Source organism: Streptomyces sp. NBC_00076 (assembly GCF_045041235.1).
Lineage (GTDB): Bacteria > Actinomycetota > Actinomycetes > Streptomycetales > Streptomycetaceae > Streptomyces.
The window spans coordinates 1,254,230-1,274,283 of record NZ_CP108242.1 but is presented as its reverse complement, the minus strand read 5'-3'; the positions used below and the strand labels follow the sequence as shown (position 1 = coordinate 1,274,283).

Here is a 20,054-nt window from a genome sequence, read left to right as displayed (position 1 = left end):
GTCTTCTTCGCTCGTCTTCGTAAAGGACTCTCCACCATGCGCAAGTCATCAGTTCGCCGTGCCTGTGCGGCCCTCGCGGCCGTCACCTCCTTCGCCCTGGCCGCCACCGCCTGCGGCGGTACCAGCAAGGACGACGTCAAGGACGACACCGGCCCGGCCGCCTCGGCCGGCAAGGCCGACCCGAACGCCGCCACCAAGAAGGGCCTGACCGTCGGCTTCCTGCCCAAGGCCGTCAACAACCCGTACTTCACCTCCGCGGACAAGGGCGGCGAGAAGGCCCTCACGGAGCTGGGTTCGAAGTACAAGGAGGTCGGCACCAGCAACGCCACGGACACCTCGGGCCAGGTGAGTTACGTCAACACGCTCACCCAGCAGCAGGTCGACGCGATGGCCGTGTCCGCGCAGGACCCGGGCGCCCTGTGCACCGCGCTCAAGCAGGCCATGAAGAACGACATCAAGGTCGTCACGTACGACTCCGACACCAAGCCCGACTGCCGCAACGCCTTCGTCTCGCAGGCCAGCGCCGAGGACCTGGGCCGCACCGAGGTGCAGCTGCTCGCCGAACAGATCGGCTACAAGGGCGAGATCGCGATCCTGTCCGCCGCGCAGACCGCGACCAACCAGAACACCTGGATCGAGTTCATGAAGGACGAGCTCAAGGATCCGAAGTACAAGGACATGAAGCTGGTGAAGGTCGCGTACGGCAACGACGACGCCCAGCAGTCCTTCCAGCAGACCCAGGGCCTGCTGCAGGAGCACCCGAACCTGAAGGGGATCATCTCCCCGACCACCGTCGGCATCAAGGCCGCCGCCCAGTACCTCTCCGGCTCCAAGTACAAGGGCAAGGTCAAGCTGACCGGCCTCGGCACCCCCAACGACATGCGCAAGTACGTCAAGAACGGCACGGTCGACGGGTTCGAGCTGTGGGACCCGGCGAAGCTCGGCGAGCTGGCCGCGCGCACCGCGGTCGCGCTGTCCTCGGGGCAGATCACGGGCAAGGAGGGCGAGACCTTCAAGGCCGGTGACATGGGCTCGTACACCATCGGCAAGGACGGCGTGATCAGCCTCGGCAAGCCGACCGTCTTCAACGCGAAGAACATCGACCAGTTCAACTTCTAGTCCCCAAGTCACCCTGGAGGAGCGGTACTTCATGCAGCGCGTCTGTTTTCTGCTCAAGGTCCGTGAGGACCGGCTCGCCGAGTACCGCGAACGTCATGCCGCCGTGTGGCCCGAGATGCTCGCCGCGCTCTCGGCCACCGGCTGGCACAACTACTCCCTCTTTCTGCGCGACGACGGCCTGCTCGTCGGCTACCTGGAGACCGAGGACTTCGCCGCGGCCCAGGCCGGCATGGAGGCCACCGAGGTCAACGCCCGGTGGCAGGCGGAGATGGCACCGTTCTTCGAGTCACTGGACGGCGCCCGACCCGACGAGGCCATGAAACCGCTCACCGAGGTGTTCCACCTCGCCTGATCTCACCCAGCACTCCCTGTATCTCCCCGCATCCCCCCGTTCCGCTCCCGCACCTCTCGCCGACAACGGAGTCCCCCGAGATGAAGAGACGTACGCTGCTGGGCGCCGCCCTCGCCGCTGCCGCAGTGACCCCGGCCTTCAGCGCCGGCACGGCCAGGGCCGCCGATCCCGGCCCCTCGGTCACCCGCACCGGGACCACCACGCTCGACACCCAGGCTGTCTTCTTCGTGTCGTACGACGGACTGGTCAACAACAACTCGTTCCAGAAGAACGGGCTGCTGACCTACAAGGGCTACCAGTACGCCGCCTGGTACACCGCCGACCGCAACGCCGTCGTCGCCCGCCGTGTCCTCGGCGGCGGCACCTGGTCCACCGTCCAGGTCGGCCACACGCTCAAGGCCAGCGACTCCCACAACGTCATCTCCATGGGCGTCTCCAAGGTCGACGGCCGCCTCCACCTCAACATGGACTCGCACAGCGACGGCTTCACCTACGTCAAGTCGGTGGCCGGCCTGATGGACAACCCGGCCGGGCTCAGCTGGACGGCGGCACGCTTCGGCGCACCTCAGCCGACGCTCGACGGACTCGCGCTCACCACGCAGTTCACGTACCCGCAGTTCGTCTCCACCCCGGAGGGCAGACTCCAGCTCAGCTACCGGGTCGCGATCTCCGGCAACGGCCGCAACGCGCTCGCGGAGTACGACGGTTCGAGCTGGACGGCGCTCGGCGAGTGGTCGAGCTCCACCGGCACCTACACCAGCGAGCACGGCTCCAGCACGGCCCGCAACATGTACCTGCACGGCATCGACTACGACGCCAACGGCCGGCTGCACTCCTTCTTCACCTGGCGTGAGCAGAACGGCGCCGTGATGTGCAATGGCGGCGGCATCACCAACCACGACACCGGCTACGTCTACTCCGACGACCGCGGGCGGACCTGGCGCAACAACGCGGGCACGGTCGTCGGCACGACCGGCGGCTCCGACAAGGTCTCGGTCACGGACACGGGCCTGGTCGTCGACCCGCTCAACCCCGACCACTCCCTGATGAACCAGGAGAGCCAGACCACCGACTCGGCCGGCCGACCGCACGCGATCATCAGCTACGTCCCCGGCCGCTTCGGCCAGTGCACCACCAACTACGTCACAGACCGCACGACCAACGGCCGCGCCTTCCACCTCCGCAAGAACTCCTCGGGCGCCTGGCAGAAGACCGAGATCCCGGTCCCGCTGAACTCCAGCCAGCGCACGAAACTGGTCCTGGACAAGTACGACAACGCGTACGCGATCTTCCCCTTCGGCCGGATCGCCGGAGCGTCCGCGGCCTCCGGGTACACCGACTGGAAGATCCTCTTCGACGGCAGCGGCCTCAACGCCTTCGGCGAGGTCGTGATCGACGAGTTGCGGGTCAGGGCCGGCAACGTCCTGTCGTTCATGTACCAGGAGAAGTCCAGCGGCACGACCCCCTCGGCGCTGCACGTCGTCGACTTCGCACTCCCCGCGTGACCGGGCCGGATACGCGGTGTGATGACGGTAATGTGAGGGCTTTCCGGCCACCCCTCACCCTCGTGGAGGTCCCTGCCTGATGGCCCAGTCGGTGGGTATCAAGGACGTCGCCCGTGCCGCCGGAGTCTCCGTCGGCACGGTGTCGAACGTCATCAACCGCCCGGACACGGTCGCGACCGAGACCCGGGCCCGGGTGCTCTCCGCGATAGACCGGCTCGGTTACGTCCGCAGCGAGTCCGCGCGCCAGCTGCGCGCGGGGCGCAGCCGGATCATGGGGCTGCTCGTCCTCGACATGGGCAACCCCTTCTTCGTCGACGTCGCGCGCGGTGCCGAGCGGGCCGCGCGGGAGGCCGGACTCGGCGTGATGGTCTGCAACAGCGCCCAGAATCCGGGCGAGGAAGCGGACTACCTCTCACTGTTCGCCGAGCAGCGCGTGCGGGGTGTGCTGCTGACGCCCGCGGACGCCACCGGACGCAACATCGAGTCGTTCCGGCGCCACGGCATCCCCTTCGTCCTCGTCGACCGGGTCGCCGAGGGCACCACCGAGTGCTCGGTCTCCGTCGACGACGTGGCGGGCGGCGCGCTCGCCGTGCGCCACCTCGTGGACGCCGGACACCGTTCAATCGCGTACGTCAGTGGCCCGCCCGGACTCAACCAGGTCCGTGACCGCCGTACCGGCGCCCTGAACGCGCTCGCCGAGGCGGGCCTCGGACCGGAGTGCATGCGCGAGCTCCCCACCGAGCGGCTGGACGTGGCCGCCGGACGCGACGCCGGCGCCCGCCTGCTCGGCCTCGCCGCCCGCCCGACCGCCGTGTTCTGCGCCAACGACCTGCTCGCCCTCGGTGTCCTGCAGGCCATGTACGCGGCCGGCGTCGGCGTCCCCGACGACCTCGCGATCGTCGGCTACGACGACATCGAGTTCGCGGCCGCCGCGGCCGTCCCGCTCACCTCGGTCCGCCAGCCCGCCGTCACCATGGGCGCGCTTGCCGCCGAACTCCTCCTGGAGGAGACCGAGGCGGAGGCGGAGGGCGCACCTCGGGGCCACGAGCACCGGCGGGTCGTACTCCAGCCCGAACTGGTGGTCCGGCGCTCCAGCCTCTCGGCGCGCTGAACCGTGTCGCCCGCCGAGGCCGTCGGCTCGCACTAGTCTGCGGCCATGACCGAGCCGAAGACCCCTCAGCTCCAGCCCATGCCCGACGACTGGCAGCGTGCCCTCGCGGTCGTGGCGCACCCGGACGACCTCGAGTACGGCTGCTCGGCGGCGGTCGCCGCCTGGACCGACGTCGGCCGCGAGGTCGCCTACGTCCTCGCCAGCCGCGGTGAGGCCGGCATCGACACGCTGGAGCCCGCCGAGTGCGGACCGCTGCGCGAGCGCGAGCAGCGGGCGAGCGCGGCCAGGGTGGGGGTGTCGGTGGTGGAGTTCCTCGACCACCGCGACGGGATCATCGAGTACGGCACCGCGCTGCGTCGCGACATCGCCGCCGCGATCCGCCGGCACCGGCCCGAGCTGGTCATCACCCTCAACCACCGGGACACCTGGGGCGGGGTCGCCTGGAACACCCCGGACCACGTGGCGGTGGGGCGTGCCACGCTGGACGCGGCGGGCGACGCGGGCAACCGGTGGATCTTCCCGGAGCTCGGCGAGCAGGGCCTGCGGCCGTGGGACGGCGTGCGCTGGGTCGCCGTCGCCGGCTCCAGCACGCCCACCCACGCCGTGGACGCGGGGCCCGGTCTGGAGCGGGCGGTGCTCTCGCTCCTGGAACACCGCACCTACATCCAGGCGCTGACGGACGAGGACCCGGAGACGTACGCACGCGGCTTCCTGACGGGCAACGCCGCGGCGACCGGGGAGCGCTTCGGCGGGAAGCCGGCTGTCGCGTTCGAGGTCTTCGGCCGGTAGCGGACCGACGTGGTTGGATCATCAGGTCCCGGCACGGGGCCGGGCTGGATGCGGGGGGACGGTGTGGGGGACGGCGTGAACGAGACGGAACTGCTGGCGGACCGCTTCGAGGAACACCGCGGACACCTGCGGGCGGTGGCCTACCGCATGCTCGGCTCGCTGGCCGAGGCGGAGGACGCCGTCCAGGAGACCTGGCTGAAGCTGGGCCGCGTCGACGCCGGGGAGATCCGCAACCTCGGCGGCTGGCTGACCACCGCGGTCGGCCGGGTCTGCCTCGACCTGCTGCGCTCGCGCACCGCCCGCCGTGAGGACCCGCTGGACGACACCTTCCTCCCCGACCCCCTCATCCGGCCCCTGGACCGGACCGACCCGGAACGAGAGGTCCTCCAGGCCGACTCAGTGGGTATCGCCCTCATGATCGTCCTGGAGACGCTGGAGCCCGCCGAGCGGCTCGCGTTCGTCCTGCACGACATGTTCGCGGTGCCCTTCGACGACATCGCCCCGATCCTGGACCGCGGTTCGGCCGCGACCCGCCAACTCGCCAGCCGCGCCCGGCGTCGCGTCCAGGGTGCCACCCCCTCGGCCGACCCGGACCTCGGCCGGCAGCGTGCGGTCGTCGACGCCTTCATGGCGGCCTCCGTGGCGGGCGACTTCGACGCCCTGCTCGCGGTGCTGCACCCGGACATCGTGCTGCGGGTCGACTCCGGCGCCCTGGTCGGCGGCGCGGCCGCGTCGAAGCTGGTGCGCGGGGCGCGGGCGGTGGCCGAACAGGCCATGCTGTTCCGGCAGTTCACCCCGTTCGCCAGGCTGGCACTCGTCAACGGCGCGGTCGGCATGGTCAACACCCCTGACGGGCGGCTGCAGTCGGTCATGGGCGTCACCGTCGCCGACGGCCGGATCGTCGAGATGTACATCCTGGCCGACCCGGAGCGCCTGGCGGACCTCGACCTGTCGGACACCCTCGATCTCGGGTGACTCAGGCGGCCACGGCCGGCGTGTCCGGGATGCGCCGAGGTCCCACCGCCCGTCCGTCCGGCAGGAGTTCACCGGTGTCGTCGAAGACGATGGTGCCGTTGCACAGCAGGCTCCACCCCTGTTCGGGGTGGGCCGACACGGTGACGGCGACCTGGTGGTCAGGGCGGTCTGCGGCGGGGCACGCCGGCTGGTGGCTGCACATGACGTCTCTCCTCGGTCCGGGTCGGGCTCCTGCCTCGGTCGGCTCGTGTCTCTGTGATAGCCGAGCTTGTTTACCGTTGGATGAGGGGATCCCCACAGCGCCGGAAACGCACCGGTGAGTTCTCCTCGCGGACGGGCGGGGTCCAGGACATGACCTGCGGGTAAGTACGCTGGCGGGATGCGAGACCTCACGACGGACCGGGCCGACCTGCGCGGCGACTGCGAGCGGTGCTTCGGGCTGTGCTGCGTCGCCCTGCCGTTCGCCGCCTCGGCGGACTTCGCCATCGACAAGGAGGCGGGAAAGCCCTGCCCGAACCTCCGGGGCGACCACCGCTGCGGCATCCACGCCGAACTGCGCACGAAGGGGTTCAACGGCTGCACGGTCTACGACTGCTTCGGCGCCGGCCAGAAAGTCTCGCAGGTCACCTTCGGCGGGCAGGACTGGCGCACGGGCCCGCGCGAGCAGGCTCGGCGCATGGTCGACGTGTTCCCGGTCGTCCGGCAGCTCCACGAACTGCTCTGGTACCTCACCGAGGCCCTCACCCTCCCGGCGGCCCGCCCGGTCCACGCCGACCTGCGCGAGGCGCTGGAGCGGACCGAGGCACTCACCCGTGGAACCCCGGACGAACTCGGCACGCTGGACGTGGGCGCGCACCGGCAGGAGGTGAACGTCCTTCTGCTGCGGACCAGCGAGCTGGTGCGGGCCGGCGTGGGCGGCCGGAAGAAGAACCGCCGGGGCGCGGACCTGATGGGGGCCCGTCTCAAGGGCGCCGATCTCAGGGGCGCCAACCTGCGGGGCGCCTATCTCATCGCCGCCGACCTCACCGGGGCCGATCTGCGCGGGGCGGACCTGATAGGCGCCGACCTGCGCGACACCGACCTCACGGACGCGGACCTGACCGGCGCCTTCTTCCTCACCCAGCCCCAGCTGAACGCGGCCAAGGGCGGTCCCGACACCCGACTGCCCGGGTCAGTCACCCGCCCGGCGCACTGGACACCGCGGCCCTGACGGAGCCTCGGACAGGTCCGCCGCGGAAGACACTTCCACAGAGCGGGTACCGGGGGTGGCGTCCGCGGCGCGGGCCTGCTGCCGCACCGGCGGTGTGCGGTCTTCGGTGGAGCCCGTCGCCGTACCGGACCGCCGTTCCAGGCGCAGCCGCAGCCCGTCCGGCATCAGGGTGAGCCGTTCGGTCACCCGCAGCCGGTACGCCGGGTCGGCCCGGAACTCGTAGCGGCGCAGCAGCAGGCCGAGGACCAGGGTGGCCTCGTGCAGCGCGAACTGCCGGCCGATGCAGGCCCGCGCCCCGGTCCCGAACGGCTTGTAGGTGTGGGGCGGCCGGGACCGTATCGCCTTCGCCTCGAAGCGGTCCGGGTCGAACCGTTCCGCCCCGGCGCCCCAGACCGAGGGGTCCCGGTGCAGCATCGGCAGCAGGACCAGCGTCCAGGCGCCCCGCCGCATCGGATACGACCCGGCCAGCACGGTGTCCTCGCGGGCCTCCCGGGCGAAGGCGGGCGCCGTCGGCCACAGCCGCAGCGACTCGTCCAGCACCCGGCGCACGTACCGCAGCTTGGCCACCTGGTCGTAGCCGGGCACCTCGGTCCCGCCCCACACCCGGTCCACCTCGGCGCGGGCGCGGGCGGCGACCTCGGGGTGGCGGGAGAGGTAGTGCAGGGCGAAGGAGAGCGCGCCCGAGGTGGTCTCGTGGCCCGCGATCAGGAAGGTGATGACCTGGCGCCGGACGTTCTGGGACGACAGCCGCTCCCCGGTCTCCGGATGAGCCGTGTCCAGCATCCGGTCCAGCAGATCTCCGTCCCCGCCCCGGCCTGCGCGCCGGACCCGGACCAGCTCGTCCACCGTGCGGTTGAGGTGGGCGACGTCGGCCTGGTTGCGACGGGCGGCCCGGCGCAGCAGCAGCGGGGAGGGCACGGTGTTGAGGAGCTGTGCGTAGGTGAGGGTGCCCACCATCGCGGTCACGAAGGGATGCGGACGGGCGCGTTCGAAGGAACCGAAGTCGTGCCCGAAGCCGGTCCGCGCGATGGTCTCCAGGGTCAGCTTGGTCATGTCCCCGGGCACGTCCACCGCCCGGCCCGTGGTCAGCGCGCGGTCCCAGTGGTCGGTGAGCCGGCCGGCCACCGCCAGCATCATCGCGTGGTAGCCCTCCATGGCCTCCCGGTTGAAGCCGGGGGCCAGGACGTCGTGCGCCCGCTGCCAGTTGGGCTCGTGGTTGTACGCCGTGAACAGCCCGTCCCCGGCCACCGGCCGCAGATTGGCGACCCCGAGGCCCACGTGCTTGGCGAACCGCGACTCGTCCGCCAGGTCGGCCACGAGATCGGCGCCCCAGGTGAACACGAACTCCCGCCCGAAGGCCTTGCGCCGGAAGACGGGCCCCAGCCGGCGGGCGTGGCGGAGGGCGTCCTGCAGCGGTGTGCGCCCGCTGGCGCCGATCACGTCACCCAGCAGGGGCAGCCGACGGGGCGGGTGCGGGATGCGGTGCAGCTCCGGCCAGCCGAGTTCGGCGCCACGGAATCCCTTCGGCAGCCCGGGCCCTGTCCTCGTATCCGCCATGACGCCAACTCCCTTGGTCCAGCGGCAGGTCGACCATGTTGTACACGGGTTCAATAGCACCTCAGTCTCGTCCGGCTGGTGAATCGAGGTCAAGTACAGTGCGGGCATGTCCGCGGACCAGGGCGAGCGAGCGCGCCGTCGGCTCAGCACCGAGGAGCGCAGGGACCAGTTGCTCTCGGTGGGCGCGCGGCTGTTCTCGGAGAGTCCCTACGACGAGGTCCGCATCGAGCAGGTCGCGGAGATCGCGGGAGTCTCCCGCGGGCTGCTCTACCACTACTTCCCGACCAAACGGGACTTCTTCGCGGCGGTCGTCGACCGTGAGAGCGCGCGCATGCTGCGCATGACGGAGGCCGTTCCCGGCGTTCCGGTCCGTGAGCAACTCACCGCCGGCCTCGACACCTACCTGGAATACGTCAGGGCCCACGCGCACGGCTACCGCGCCTTCCACCGTGCCGACGCGGCCGGCGACCGCACGGTGCGCAGGGTCTACCGGCGGGCGCTGGCCGCCCAGGAGCGCCAGATCCTCGCCGCACTCGCCGCGGACCCGGAGTTCGGTCCCCTCTCCGAGGCGCGCCCCGATCTCGCCCTGGCCGTCCGCGGCTGGCTGGCCTTCACCACCGCCGTCTGCCTGGAGTGGCTGCGCGGCTCGAACCTCTCCCACGCCCAGGTACGGGACCTGTGCGCACGGGCGCTGCTGGGGGTCATCGCGCCCTGAAGGGGTGCGCGCGAACCCGATTCATGGCCCCCGTGGTTGGCTTCGTCGCCGATCTTCGATAGGTTAGGCAAGCCTTACCTTAGGAGGTTTCGGATGGGTGACAGCCAGAGCTGGACGGCCGCGCCTTCCGCGGCGGAACGGGCCCGATCAGTGCTCGCCGCCGCGTGGTCCTGCGCGGTGACCGCGGGCGGCGGGCGCGAGGAGTTCGTCGGCGCGCACACCGTGGCCGATGACGGCCGGGTGCTCCTGGAGGCGCCCGAGGACAGCAGGCTGCTCGCGGCGGCGGTCTGCGCGCCCCGCGGCGAGCCCTCGGCCGTCATCGAGTTCGCCGACGTCGCGCCCGTCCCCGTGCGCAGCCGGATCCGCGCCCGGCTCTGGATGGCCGGCTGGTTCGTTCCCGAGGGCGGCCGACTGGCGTTCCGGGCCACGCGCGTGGTGCTGCGCGGGGCGTCCGGCGCGGTCGTCGTCGACCTCGACGAGTTCGCGGCCGCCGCGCCCGACCCGCTCGCCACCGCCGAGGCCCGCCTGCTCACCCACCTCGCGGACTGCCACGCCGACGCGGTCGAGCGGCTCACCCGCCTCGTCGACCCCGACAGCCTGCACGGCGCGGTCCGCGTACAGCCGCTGGCGGTCGACCGGCACGGAGTGACGCTGCGTATCGAGCGCGCCCGCTCCCACGGCGACGTACGACTGGCGTTCCACGCGCCCGCCGACGACGTCACCCGGCTCACCGAACGCATGCACGTCCTGCTCACCCAGGCCGCCTCCTGCCCGCGGGCGCTACAGCGGCAGCGCACAGACGGCGACGGGTGAGGCGAACGGCTCACCCGTGAGCCGGAGTTCTCCGTTCGCACTCACCCGGAACACGCTGACGGTGGAGGACTTCTGGTTCGCCGCGAACAGCAGCTTCCCGTCCGGCGAGAAGGCGATCTGCCGGGGGAAGTCGCCGGACACCGGCACCGTGTCCAGCAGCCTGAGCCGGGCGCCGTCGGCCTCCACCGCGTAACGCGTGAGGCTGTTGTGGCCCCGGTTGGCGAGATAGGCGTACGCGCCGTCCGAGGTCACCAGGAACTGGGCCGGGTAGTTGGTGCCGGACCCCGTGCCCGTCGACTGGGCCTCGCCCACGGTCAGGCGGCCGGTGTCCGGATCGTAGGCGCAGACCGCGACCGTGTTGTCGACCTCGTTCGCCAGGTAGGCGTACCGGCCCTTCGGATGGAAGGTGAGGTGGCGCGGTCCGGCGCCCGGGCGGGTGTGGGCCTGCGCGACCTCGGTGAGCCTGCCGGTGCGCTCGTCCAGGCGGTACGTGTACACCGTGTCCGTGCCCAGGTCGACGGCGAGCACATGGCCGCCGTCGGGACTCGTGATGAACTGGTGCGCGTGCGGGCCCTGTTGGCCCGGCCCGGGCGCCGGACTGGAGTGTGTGACCAGGTCGGTGCGCTCACCGAGGGAGCCCGAGGCGTCGATGGGATGCACGGCCACGCTGCCGGAGCCGTAGTTCGCGCTCAGCAGCCAGCGCCCGCCCGGATGCACGGACAGATGACAGGGACCAGCCCCTCCCGTGCTCCGGGCGGCCAGGATCGCGCGGTCGGCCAGCCGGACGGCAGTCACCGCGCCGTCGTCGCCCTCGTTCACCGCGTACAGGGTGCGGCCGTCGGGGTGCGCCGCGAGGTACGACGGGTTGGCCACCCGGGTGATGGTCCCGCTGCCCTTGATACGGCCGCTGTCGGCGTCGTAGGTGGCGAGGGCGACACCCGTGCCGCCGCCCTCGATCGAGGTGTAGGTGCCGACGTAGAGAGGCCGGGGGCCGGTGGGACGCACGGTCGCGCCCGGTGCCGTCGAGGCACTCGGGCTGGCCTCGGGAGTGGAGGCGGCGGTCGGCCCGGGCTCGGTGCCGCAGGCGGGCAGCGCGGCTGCGGCGGCCGTCCCCGTCAGGGCGCCGACGAAGCGCCGCCTGGTCCAGCCGCCCCGGTCCATGTCTCCACCTCAGGTCCTCGTTGGTTCCGGCCGTGACAGCCACCTTGACGTGGATCACCCGCCAGGCGCAACAAAGGCACCTCGCGGCGCACGGGACGCGGCCGTTTCGCCACAGGTGCCCGGCTCGGACGGGAGAACGGCCTCAGCCGGGACGACGTTCGGACACCCCGCGGTCGCGGCGCAGCTGCTCGGGCACGCGCAGGCCCTCCCGCAGCCGGGTGAGCCGCCGCATGCGCTCCCGCTGCTCGCGGGAGGTGCGGTCCAGTTCCTCCAGCAGCCGACGCGAGCGGTGCTCGGTGTCCAGCTCGTCGAGGATGCGGTTCACCTCGGTCAGTACCGCGCCCTGCAACTGCCACTGGCTCGCGTCGCGCCGGACCTCGTCCAGGAGCAGCTGGGCCAGCTTGTCGCGGGTGGCCGCGGCCTGCCGCAGCTCGGCGGTCAGCCGGGACTCCGCGGCGTCCGCGTTCAGGCTCACCGGCGTGGTGACCAGTACCGCGAAGCTGACCACGGCGTCGGCGATCTCCGACAGCAGCTGTTCCACGGCGGCACCGGTCTCCGGTGCGAACAGCGGATCGGGATCGCGTTCCTTCGCGAGGTCGGTGAAGGTGCGCGCGAGCACCCGCATCACGACCGTGCAGATCTCCAGGGTGTCCAGCCCCGTACGCAGCACCACCCGGTGCAGCAGTCCCTCGCGCACCCGGGGATTGAGCCGCAGACTGTCCTCGGCCTGCCGCAGGGCCGCGTCCACCTCGACGATGTCGTGGTCGAGGCGGCGCGCCTCGTGCAGTCGCTCGGTCGCGTGCTCGACGGGTGTCAGGCCCGCGGCCTCCTCGCCCATGCGCAGCATCAGCTGTCTGACCCGGCGGGCCAGCCCCTCGATCGACTCGCCGGCCTCGCCCACCCACACCGGGGGAGCGAGCAGCAGATTGCAGCCGAGCCCGACGACCGCGCCGATCAGCGTCTCCAGTACCCGCGCCCACGCCGTGTCCCCGACGGTCGTGACCCCGAGCACCAGCATCGCGCTGATCGCCACCTCGGGCACGAACTCGTCGACCCGCACCAGGTGCCCGACGGCCAGTGCCGCCACGATCAGCAGCCCGAGACTCCACCAGGTCAGCCCCACCAGCAGACTGAAGGCGATGGCCACCAGGACCCCGGCCACCACGGCGTTCACCCGGCGGATACCGGTGGTGAGCGTGGAGTAGAGCGTGACCTGGACGACCAGCAGCGCGGTCAGCGGGGCGGTGAGCGGCGCTACCTCGGGGCTGAGGCGCAACGCGATCACATAGGCGACCGTCGCCGCGGCGGCCGACCGCAGCGCCCGGACGACCACCGGGTCCCGGTGCAGCCTCACGAACCGCACGAGGGGCGCCGTCCACTCACGTACGTCTCGCATCCTCGGGCTGTCCCCTTCCACAGATGTACCGAAGGTACGCATAGGACCGGAACTGTCCGTAAAGAAGCGTAGGTTGTCGTTCCGCCACCACAGTGTGCCGTACGGCTGTGGCGCGGCCGGAGCGTCGGAACGTCGGTGCGGGAGTGGCTGCGTCTCAGTCGTACAGCTTGTCCAGGAAGGCGGACAGGTTGTCCGTCGTGCGGGCGACCTGCTGCGCCACGGTGAGGCTCTCCTCCAGGCGGGACCCGCCGCCCGGCGCCTTCCTGCCGCGCACATAGAGGGAACAGGCGAGGTCGGTGCACATGTACAAGCCGACGGAGTTGCCCTCGCGGCCCGCCGGACCCGCCTTGCGAGCCGTCATCAGGGAGACCCCGCCTCCCGGATGGGTGGTCAGGCACAGGGAACACATGCTGCGGTGCAGGAACCCTCGCCGCGACGACTGGAACCGCAGTGTCACGCCGACGAGTGTCCCGTTCCGTTCGGTGACCAGATAGCTGCGGTCGGGCGCGCCCGGATCTCGCCAGCCCAGGAAGTCCAGGTGTTCCCAGGGGAGTTGGTCGAGCTCACGGGGCGTGGCCAGGCGTTTGGCCTCGCCTTTCGAGCAGTTGACGAACGAGTTGCGGATGTCCTGCTCGGTGAGTGATCTCATGAGGTGTCCCTAAGAATGTGAGGCGGTCCGGGAGGGCCGGGTGTGGCTGATGAGGTGTTGCCGTTGATGGCTCGCGGAGAATGGCCGCCCGGTCCTCCGGGACGCTCCGACCACTGATTGAGAACTGCGGTCATCGCTGGTTAGGGACCTGTCGGCGGAGTGTTCTCCGGGCCACGGAAGTACTGGTCACGGTGGAACGGAGCGACGGGATTGAGCACGTCTCACGCACGGATATGGGTTGGCATTGACGCCGGCAAGGGGCACCACTGGGCGGTGGCGGTCGACGCCGACGGCGAAACGCTGTTCTCGACGAAGGTCATCAACGACGAAGCACAGATCCTGACGCTCATCGACACGGCCCGTGAGAGAGCGGACGATGTGCGGTGGGCAGTGGACATCTCCGGCCGCGCATCCACGTTGTTGCTGGCCCTGCTCATCGCGCATGGCCAGCAGGTGGTCTACGTGCCCGGCCGGACGGTCAACCGCATGTCCGGCGCATACCGGGGCGAGGCGAAGACCGATGCCAAGGACGCTCGCGTCATCGCCGACCAAGCCCGCATGCGACGTGACTTCGCCTCGCTGAACACGCCCCCGGAACTGGTCACCACCCTCCAGCTGCTGACCAACTACCGGTCCGACCTCATCGCTGACCGAGTGCGGCTGATCAACCGGCTCCGTGACCTGCTGGTGGGCATCTGCCCCGCGCTGGAGCGGGCCTTCGACTACTCCGCGGCCAAAGGCCCCGTCGTCATGCTTACCGAGTACCAGACCCCGGCCGCCCTGCGTCGTATCGGCGTCAAGCGGCTGACGACCTGGCTGGAACGCCGCAAGGTCCGCGGCGCCGGGGATGTCGCAGCCAAGGCAGTGGAGGCCGCCCAGTCCCAGATGACCGCACTGCCCGGGGAGAAGCGGGCCGCCAAGCTGGTCTGCGATCTGGCCCACCAGCTCCTGGCCCTGGACGAACGGATCAAGAACAACGGCCGAGAGATCCGAGAGGCCTTCCACACCGACGAACGCGCCGAGATCATCGAGTCCATGCCCGGCATGGGCCCCATCCTGGGCGCCGAGTTCGTCGCCATCGTCGGCGATCTGTCCGGCTACAAGGACGCCGGCCGCCTGGCCTCCCACGCGGGCCTGGCTCCGGTCGCCCGGGACTCCGGCCGCCGGACCGGCAGCTACCACCGGCCCAAGCGCTACAACCGGCGCCTGCGGCACGTCTTCTACATGGCCGCGCAGACCGCGATGATGCGGCCCGGACCGTCGCGGGACTACTACCTCAGGAAGCGATCCGAAGGGCTGCTGCACACCCAGGCACTGCTCTCGCTCGCCCGACGCCGGGTCGACGTGCTCTGGGCGATGTTGCGTGACAAGAGGCTGTTCACCTCCGCCCCGCCGGTCACACAGGCGGCTTGACACGATCATTGAGATTCTCCTGGGGGCCCGTGGTGAAACCTAGGGCAACTAGGTTCACGGCTACGGTACTCAGGCACAGTGGGAGAGGCCAATGGATTTCAGGGACATCGCAGCACCGCGGGCGCGGGCAGCACTTCTCCATGTGGCGGCTCTCTCCGAGGGGCCGGCCCTCGACCCCGGACCGCGCATCACGCTGAACTTCCATCCGGACCGCCTGGTGCGTTGGCTGCCCATCCTGCGCGCGCTCGCCGAGGACGGCGTGTACCACTCCCAGTTCGTCACCGGCACCAGCAACGGCGGGCTCACCGCGCACCCGGGCGGCGACCGTCAACGGTGGGAGAGCCGGATCTTCGGGGGTGCCTACGACGACGCGGCCGCCGCCGAGCGTCCCGTGTACGGCGCGCTGAACTTCCGCCGCCAAGTGGTCGGCGCCGCCCCGCGCTTCGGCTCCTCGCACTTCCGGCTCACCGGTGCCGTGCTCGCCCGGACCACCTTCTGCTACCCGGACAGCGCGGCCGAGCCGGGCGACTTCGGCGTCGCGGCCCGGATGTCCCTGGTCGCGCTCGCCGAGGCGGACCACCAGGACGCCCTGAACGACTACATCGAGGCCCAGGTCCACGCCGGGGTGGTCCTCGACCGGGACGTCGAGGCGCTCGTCCTCGACGCGAGCTACCGCGGCACATCCGTCGAGACGGCCGCCCGATTGCTGCCCTGCCCGGTGGAGTGGCACCCCGGATACCGCCTCACCGTGGCCGACCTGTACCGCCACGCCGACTACCGCGGCCGGGAGTACGTCGACCTGGGCGCCCGGATCGCCGAGGACGGCCGCATCGACCCGCGGATCATCGGCGACGCCGCCCGCACCGGGCGCCACGAACTCCAGGACCTGAAGATGGTGTGGCACACCCTCGCCCGCTTCGGCGCCCCGGAAGGCGCGGGCACGGCCTGCTTCAGGGAGGTGGCAGACGGGGCGGCCACGGTCGCGGCCGGCGGTGCGGTCACAGTCGCGGCCGACGGTGCGGCGAGGGAGGCGGCCGACACGGCCTGCTCCAGGGAGGCGGTCGGCAGTTCGGCCATGGTCGCGGTCCCTTCCCCGGACACCGCCCTCTCCTCGGAGACTGCCGACTCCTCGGACTCCGCCCTCTCCTCGGGCGCGGCCTACTCCCCGGGCGCGGCCTACTCCTCGGGCGCGGTGGCTTCCGAGGAGTAGGTGGCTTGCGAGGGTGCCTCGGCAGGTGCCGGCGGCCAGACCCCCGGGGTCAGCACCCCCAACGCGTAGGCGCGGGCGACCAGTTCCGTACGGTTGCCCGCGCCCCAGCGCGCGGACATGCGCCGCAGGTGATACGTGACGCCGTCGGTCGTGAGGCCGGTCTCGCGGGCCGCCCGGGCCGTGGTCGCCCCGCCGGCGAGGAGTGCCAGGATCCGGGCCTCCGTCGCGGTCACCCGCACGGGTTCCTCGGCGCGGGACTCGCGCCCGCCCTGGACACGCAGCATCACCAGCAGGGCGGGCGTCTCCTCGACCGTGTCGCTCACCGGGTCCGCGGTCAGCTCCCCGTACCGCTCGCCGCCGCAGGGTGCCTCCCAGCGCACCGACACCTGGTAGCGCGACCGGTGCCGCAGCCGCAGCGCCTGAGCGATCCGGTCCACCTGGGGCACCTCCTGCGGCCGGAACAGCTCCAGCACCTCACGGCCGCGCAACCGCCCCGGAGTCGTACCGCACTCGGTGGCCATCGCGGGATTGGCGAGCAGGACGGCGCCGTAAACGTCGCACACCGCGACCGGCATCGACACCCGGTCGAAGAGCATCAGGGCGCGGTTGCGCCACACCACGGCTTCCCGCCGATCCGCATCCACCCGCATCCACCCGCACCTCCCGCCTCGGTGTCGGCGCTCACCGCCCCGGAGTCCGCCCTGCCACGGTGTGCCGCCCGGCGCAAGGGCCACGCACCCGCATGTACTACACAATCATGTAGGCGGTCGGTACGGACCGACGGGCTCGGTGGACCAACCTGGATCGCAGTACTCCCGTACCGCGAAAGGCAGTTGCCCGTCCATGCCCCCCACCGCGCAGACCGCGTCGTCCCTCCCCGGCGTTCCCCTCGTCGACATCTCCGCCACCGGCCCCGGCCGAACGCCCCTCCAGCAGGTGATGGAGCTGATGCGGGAACACGGCCCCGTGCTCGTGCGGCGGCTGCACGGGAGGGACGTCACCTTCGTCGCCGACCTCGACCTGGTCACCGAACTCGCCGACGAGACCCGGTTCGCCAAGGCCATCGGCCCCGCGCTGGAGAACGTCCGCGAGTTCGCCGCCGACGGACTGTTCACCGCGTACAACGACGAGCCCAACTGGGCCAAGGCCCACGACATCCTGATGCCCGCCTTCGCCCTCGGCTCGATGCGTACGTACCACCCGGTGATGCTGCGCGTCGCCCAGCGCATGATCGGCTCCTGGGACCGGGCCGCCCGCGCCGGGCAGCCGGTGAACATCCCCGACGACATGACCCGGATGACCCTCGACACCATCGGGCTCGCCGGGTTCGGCTACGACTTCGGCTCCTTCGACCGGGACGAGCCCCACCCCTTCGTCGAGTCGATGGTGCGCTGCCTGGAGTGGGCGATGACCCGCCTGGCCCGCACTCCCGGGGGCGACTACACGGCCGCCGACGAGGCGTTCGCCACGAACGCCGGCTATCTGGCGCAGGTCGTCGACGACGTGATCAGCGCCCGGGTGGCCTCCGGCGAGAGCGGTACCGACGACCTCCTCGGGCTCATGCTCACCGCCACACACCCCGCCGACGGCACCACCCTCGACACCACCAACATCCGCAACCAGGTCATCACCTTCCTGATCGCCGGACACGAGACCACCTCCGGCGCGATGTCCTTCGCGATGTACTACCTGGCCAAGCACCCGGCAGTGCTCCAGCTCGTCCAGCGCGAGGTCGACCAGCTGTGGGGCGACACCGCCGACCCCGAGCCGACCTTCGACGAGGTCGGGCGGCTCACCTACACCCGACAGGTCCTCAACGAGGCCCTGCGGCTGTGGCCCACCGCCGCCGCCTTCAGCCGACAGGCCCGCGAGGACACCCTGCTCGGCGGGACCATCCCGCTGCGCGCCGGACAGACCCTCACCGTGATCGCGCCGATGCTGCACCGGCAGCCCGCATGGGGCGACAACCCCGAGCTGTTCGACCCCGCCCGTTTCACCCCCGAGGCGGAGACCACCCGCTCACCGCACGCCTTCAAGCCCTTCGGCACCGGCGAACGCGCCTGCATCGGGCGGCAGTTCGCCCTGCACGAGGCCACCATGCTGCTCGCCCTGCTGGTGCACCGCTACCGGCTGAACGACCACGCCGACTACCGGCTCACCATCAAGGAGGCCCTCACCCTCAAGCCGGACGGCTTCACCCTCACCCTGGCCCCGCGCACCGCCGCCGACCGCGCCCACCCGCCCCTGCCGGGCGCGGTCCCGACGACCGCTGACGACACCCGGGTCGAGGCCGAGCTCCCGGCCCGGGTCCGCGCCGGCACCCGCGCCCTCTTCCTGCACGGCAGCAACTACGGCACCTGCCGCGACTTCGCAGCCCAACTCGCCGACGAGGCCGCCGCACTGGGCTGCGAGACGGAGGTCGCGCCCCTGGACGCGTACGCCGATCACCTTCCCACGGACCGTCCGGTCGTGATCACCGCCGCCTCATACAATGGCCAACCCACCGACGACGCAAGGGAGTTCGCCGGCCGACTCGACGAGATCACCGACGCGACCGGCATCCGCTACGCGGTCCTCGGCGTCGGCGACCGCAACTGGGCCGCGACCTACCAGCACGTCCCCACCCGCATCGACGAACGTCTCGCCGGCCTCGGCGCGACCCGTCTCCTGGACCGCGCGGCCGCGGACGCCTCCGGCGACCTCACCGGCACCGTCCGCGCCTTCACCGCCGGGCTCCGCACCGCGCTTCTCGAGGCATACGGCGACCCGGACGCCCTCGTCGCCGCCGAGCCGGAGCCGACCGCCGGGTACGAGGTCCGGACCCTGACCGGCGGCCCGCTGGACGCCCTGGCCGAGCGGCACGGCCTGGTCCCGATCACCGTGGCGGAGGCGTACGACCTCACCGCGCCCGGCCACCCCCGCCTCAAGCGGTTCGTCCGGCTCGCCCTGCCGGCCGGCACCACCTACCGCACCGCCGACCACGTCACCGTCCTCCCCGCCAACGACAAGACGCTCGTCGAGCGGTCCGCGGACGCGTTCGGTGTCGACCTCGACGACGTGCTGGACATCCGTCCTTCCCGCCCGCGCCGCGACGGACTCGCCGTGGACCGCCCCTTGACGGTACGTCAACTACTCGCCCACCACGTGGAGTTGCAGCACCGCCCGACCGCCGACCAGCTGTCCGTCCTGGCCGCCGCCAACCCCTGCCCGCCGGAGCGCGCTCACCTGGCCGCCCTCGTGGACGACCCGCGCACGCTGGTGGAGCTCTTCGAGTCCTACCCCGCCCTGCGCGGCTCCCTCGACTGGCCCGCCCTGCTCGACCTCCTCCCGCCGCTGCGCCCGCGCCACTACTCGGTGTCCTCGTCCCCGGCGGCCTCCCCCGGGCACGTCGACCTGATGGTCTCGCTCCTGGAGGCACCCGCCCGCTCCCACTCCCGGCTGAGCTCGAGCGGAAGGACGCCCGTGGGCGACGGCACCTACCGGGGCGTCGGCTCCGGCTACCTCGTCGGCGTGCAGCCCGGGGACACCGTCCTGGCCCGCGTCCAGCCCTGCCGGGACGCCTTCCGCGTCGACCACGCCCGACCGGTCGTCATGATCGCGGCCGGCACCGGCCTGGCCCCCTTCCGCGGAGCCGTCGCCGACCGTGTCGCCACCATGGCTCGGGGCGAGCAACTCCCGCCCGCGATCTGCTACTTCGGTTGCGACGCCCCCGACGCCGACTTCCTGCACGCCGACGAACTGCGCGCCGCCGAGGCCGCCGGCGCGGTACGGCTCCGCCCCGCCTTCAGCACCGCCCCGGAGGCCGGGGTGGCCTTCGTGCAGCACCGCGTCGCCGCCGAGGCCGACGAGGTCTGGGAATTGCTCGACGCGGGCGCCCGGGTGTACGTCTGCGGCGACGGTTCGCGGATGGCGCCGGGGGTGCGGGACGCGTTCCGTACCCTGTACCGGGAGCGCACCCCGGACGCCGACGAGTCGGCCGCCGAGCGGTGGCTCGACGGGCTGGTGCGGGACGGCCGCTACGTGGAGGACGTGTACGCGGCCGGCTGACCGGGAGACAGGGAAGGGCGGGCGCAGGTGGC

Annotated in this window: 17 protein-coding genes and 1 pseudogene; 12 read left to right on the top strand and 6 right to left on the bottom strand. The window is 71.7% G+C overall.

The genetic code is table 11. From position 1 onward, the window contains the following. Nucleotides 1-36: 36 nt before the first annotated feature. From rhaS to sigJ, 6 genes are all read left to right on the top strand, one after another. Entirely contained in the window at nucleotides 37-1,119 is a 1,083-nt protein-coding gene (rhaS, locus tag OHA64_RS05860; protein ID WP_405608886.1) for a rhamnose ABC transporter substrate-binding protein, read from the top strand. Nucleotides 1,120-1,150: 31 nt separating this feature from the next. Further along, nucleotides 1,151-1,471 carry an L-rhamnose mutarotase gene (locus OHA64_RS05855; protein ID WP_405608883.1) on the top strand — a complete coding sequence of 107 codons (321 nt, stop codon included), beginning with the start codon at nucleotides 1,151-1,153 and terminating at the stop codon, nucleotides 1,469-1,471. Nucleotides 1,472-1,551: 80 nt separating this feature from the next. Beyond that, nucleotides 1,552-2,976 (top strand): BNR repeat-containing protein, encoded by a 1,425-nt coding sequence (locus OHA64_RS05850; RefSeq protein WP_405608880.1) that lies wholly within the window; start codon nucleotides 1,552-1,554, stop codon nucleotides 2,974-2,976. A 79-nt stretch (nucleotides 2,977-3,055) separates the two neighbouring features. After that, nucleotides 3,056-4,087, top strand: a complete 1,032-nt coding sequence (locus OHA64_RS05845; RefSeq protein WP_405608877.1) for a LacI family DNA-binding transcriptional regulator — start codon at nucleotides 3,056-3,058, stop codon at nucleotides 4,085-4,087. Nucleotides 4,088-4,132: 45 nt separating this feature from the next. Then, nucleotides 4,133-4,876 (top strand): PIG-L deacetylase family protein, encoded by a 744-nt coding sequence (locus OHA64_RS05840; protein WP_405608874.1) that lies wholly within the window; start codon nucleotides 4,133-4,135, stop codon nucleotides 4,874-4,876. 75 nt (nucleotides 4,877-4,951) lie between these two features. After that, nucleotides 4,952-5,851 carry an RNA polymerase sigma factor SigJ gene (sigJ, locus tag OHA64_RS05835; RefSeq protein WP_405608871.1) on the top strand — a complete coding sequence of 300 codons (900 nt, stop codon included), beginning with the start codon at nucleotides 4,952-4,954 and terminating at the stop codon, nucleotides 5,849-5,851. A 1-nt stretch (nucleotide 5,852) separates the two neighbouring features. Here sigJ and OHA64_RS05830 read toward each other — a convergent pair whose 3' ends face one another. Continuing rightward, on the bottom strand, nucleotides 5,853-6,053 hold the full coding sequence (locus OHA64_RS05830; protein WP_405608868.1) for a DUF5999 family protein: 201 nt from the start codon (nucleotides 6,051-6,053) through the stop codon (nucleotides 5,853-5,855). Between the two features lie 177 nt (nucleotides 6,054-6,230). Between OHA64_RS05830 and OHA64_RS05825 the strand changes: the two genes are divergently transcribed. Continuing rightward, on the top strand, nucleotides 6,231-7,061 hold the full coding sequence (locus OHA64_RS05825) for a pentapeptide repeat-containing protein (protein ID WP_405608865.1): 831 nt from the start codon (nucleotides 6,231-6,233) through the stop codon (nucleotides 7,059-7,061). Here the strand turns inward: OHA64_RS05825 and OHA64_RS05820 are convergent. Then, entirely contained in the window at nucleotides 7,023-8,618 is a 1,596-nt protein-coding gene (locus tag OHA64_RS05820; protein ID WP_405608862.1) for a cytochrome P450, read from the bottom strand. The genes OHA64_RS05825 and OHA64_RS05820 overlap by 39 nt on opposite strands. A gap of 106 nt (nucleotides 8,619-8,724) precedes the next feature. Between OHA64_RS05820 and OHA64_RS05815 the strand changes: the two genes are divergently transcribed. Both OHA64_RS05815 and OHA64_RS05810 read left to right on the top strand, forming a co-directional pair. Continuing rightward, nucleotides 8,725-9,333: a TetR/AcrR family transcriptional regulator gene (locus OHA64_RS05815; RefSeq protein ID WP_405608859.1), complete on the top strand. Its 609-nt coding sequence runs from the start codon at nucleotides 8,725-8,727 to the stop codon at nucleotides 9,331-9,333. Between the two features lie 93 nt (nucleotides 9,334-9,426). Continuing rightward, complete coding sequence (locus OHA64_RS05810) at nucleotides 9,427-10,146, top strand: DUF2470 domain-containing protein (RefSeq protein WP_405608856.1); 720 nt, start codon at nucleotides 9,427-9,429, stop codon at nucleotides 10,144-10,146. On the opposite strand, the gene OHA64_RS05805 is transcribed toward OHA64_RS05810, so the two are convergent. The 3 genes from OHA64_RS05805 to OHA64_RS05795 form a co-directional block, all read right to left on the bottom strand. Further along, nucleotides 10,114-11,307, bottom strand: coding sequence for a lactonase family protein (locus tag OHA64_RS05805; protein WP_405608853.1), 1,194 nt, complete (start codon nucleotides 11,305-11,307; stop codon nucleotides 10,114-10,116). The genes OHA64_RS05810 and OHA64_RS05805 overlap by 33 nt on opposite strands. A gap of 142 nt (nucleotides 11,308-11,449) precedes the next feature. Beyond that, complete coding sequence (locus OHA64_RS05800) at nucleotides 11,450-12,703, bottom strand: FUSC family protein (protein ID WP_405608850.1); 1,254 nt, start codon at nucleotides 12,701-12,703, stop codon at nucleotides 11,450-11,452. A gap of 154 nt (nucleotides 12,704-12,857) precedes the next feature. After that, entirely contained in the window at nucleotides 12,858-13,352 is a 495-nt protein-coding gene (locus OHA64_RS05795; RefSeq protein WP_405608847.1) for an FBP domain-containing protein, read from the bottom strand. A 210-nt stretch (nucleotides 13,353-13,562) separates the two neighbouring features. Between OHA64_RS05795 and OHA64_RS05790 the strand changes: the two genes are divergently transcribed. Together OHA64_RS05790 and OHA64_RS05785 are read left to right on the top strand one after the other, a co-directional pair. Next, nucleotides 13,563-14,765, top strand: a complete 1,203-nt coding sequence (locus tag OHA64_RS05790) for an IS110 family transposase (RefSeq protein WP_405608844.1) — start codon at nucleotides 13,563-13,565, stop codon at nucleotides 14,763-14,765. A gap of 91 nt (nucleotides 14,766-14,856) precedes the next feature. Further along, nucleotides 14,857-15,711, top strand: a pseudogene (locus OHA64_RS05785) (DUF3626 domain-containing protein); the annotation flags it as partial. 230 nt (nucleotides 15,712-15,941) lie between these two features. On the opposite strand, the gene OHA64_RS05780 reads toward OHA64_RS05785, so the two are convergent. Continuing rightward, entirely contained in the window at nucleotides 15,942-16,625 is a 684-nt protein-coding gene (locus tag OHA64_RS05780) for a PAS domain-containing protein (RefSeq protein ID WP_405608841.1), read from the bottom strand. A gap of 193 nt (nucleotides 16,626-16,818) precedes the next feature. Between OHA64_RS05780 and OHA64_RS05775 the strand changes: the two genes are divergently transcribed. After that, nucleotides 16,819-20,022: a cytochrome P450 gene (locus OHA64_RS05775; protein ID WP_405608838.1), complete on the top strand. Its 3,204-nt coding sequence runs from the start codon at nucleotides 16,819-16,821 to the stop codon at nucleotides 20,020-20,022. Nucleotides 20,023-20,054: the final 32 nt, after the last annotated feature.

Coding starts and splice junctions, on each gene's coding strand:
- rhaS (WP_405608886.1), top strand. CDS start 37: ATGCGCAAGTCATCAGTTCGCCGTGCCTGTGCGGCCCTCGCGGCCGTC.
- OHA64_RS05855 (WP_405608883.1), top strand. CDS start 1,151: ATGCAGCGCGTCTGTTTTCTGCTCAAGGTCCGTGAGGACCGGCTCGCC.
- OHA64_RS05850 (WP_405608880.1), top strand. CDS start 1,552: ATGAAGAGACGTACGCTGCTGGGCGCCGCCCTCGCCGCTGCCGCAGTG.
- OHA64_RS05845 (WP_405608877.1), top strand. CDS start 3,056: ATGGCCCAGTCGGTGGGTATCAAGGACGTCGCCCGTGCCGCCGGAGTC.
- OHA64_RS05840 (WP_405608874.1), top strand. CDS start 4,133: ATGACCGAGCCGAAGACCCCTCAGCTCCAGCCCATGCCCGACGACTGG.
- OHA64_RS05830 (WP_405608868.1), bottom strand. CDS start 6,053: ATGTGCAGCCACCAGCCGGCGTGCCCCGCCGCAGACCGCCCTGACCAC.
- OHA64_RS05825 (WP_405608865.1), top strand. CDS start 6,231: ATGCGAGACCTCACGACGGACCGGGCCGACCTGCGCGGCGACTGCGAG.
- OHA64_RS05820 (WP_405608862.1), bottom strand. CDS start 8,618: ATGGCGGATACGAGGACAGGGCCCGGGCTGCCGAAGGGATTCCGTGGC.
- OHA64_RS05815 (WP_405608859.1), top strand. CDS start 8,725: ATGTCCGCGGACCAGGGCGAGCGAGCGCGCCGTCGGCTCAGCACCGAG.
- OHA64_RS05810 (WP_405608856.1), top strand. CDS start 9,427: ATGGGTGACAGCCAGAGCTGGACGGCCGCGCCTTCCGCGGCGGAACGG.
- OHA64_RS05805 (WP_405608853.1), bottom strand. CDS start 11,307: ATGGACCGGGGCGGCTGGACCAGGCGGCGCTTCGTCGGCGCCCTGACG.
- OHA64_RS05800 (WP_405608850.1), bottom strand. CDS start 12,703: ATGCGAGACGTACGTGAGTGGACGGCGCCCCTCGTGCGGTTCGTGAGG.
- OHA64_RS05795 (WP_405608847.1), bottom strand. CDS start 13,352: ATGAGATCACTCACCGAGCAGGACATCCGCAACTCGTTCGTCAACTGC.
- OHA64_RS05780 (WP_405608841.1), bottom strand. CDS start 16,625: ATGCGGGTGGATGCGGATCGGCGGGAAGCCGTGGTGTGGCGCAACCGC.
- OHA64_RS05775 (WP_405608838.1), top strand. CDS start 16,819: ATGCCCCCCACCGCGCAGACCGCGTCGTCCCTCCCCGGCGTTCCCCTC.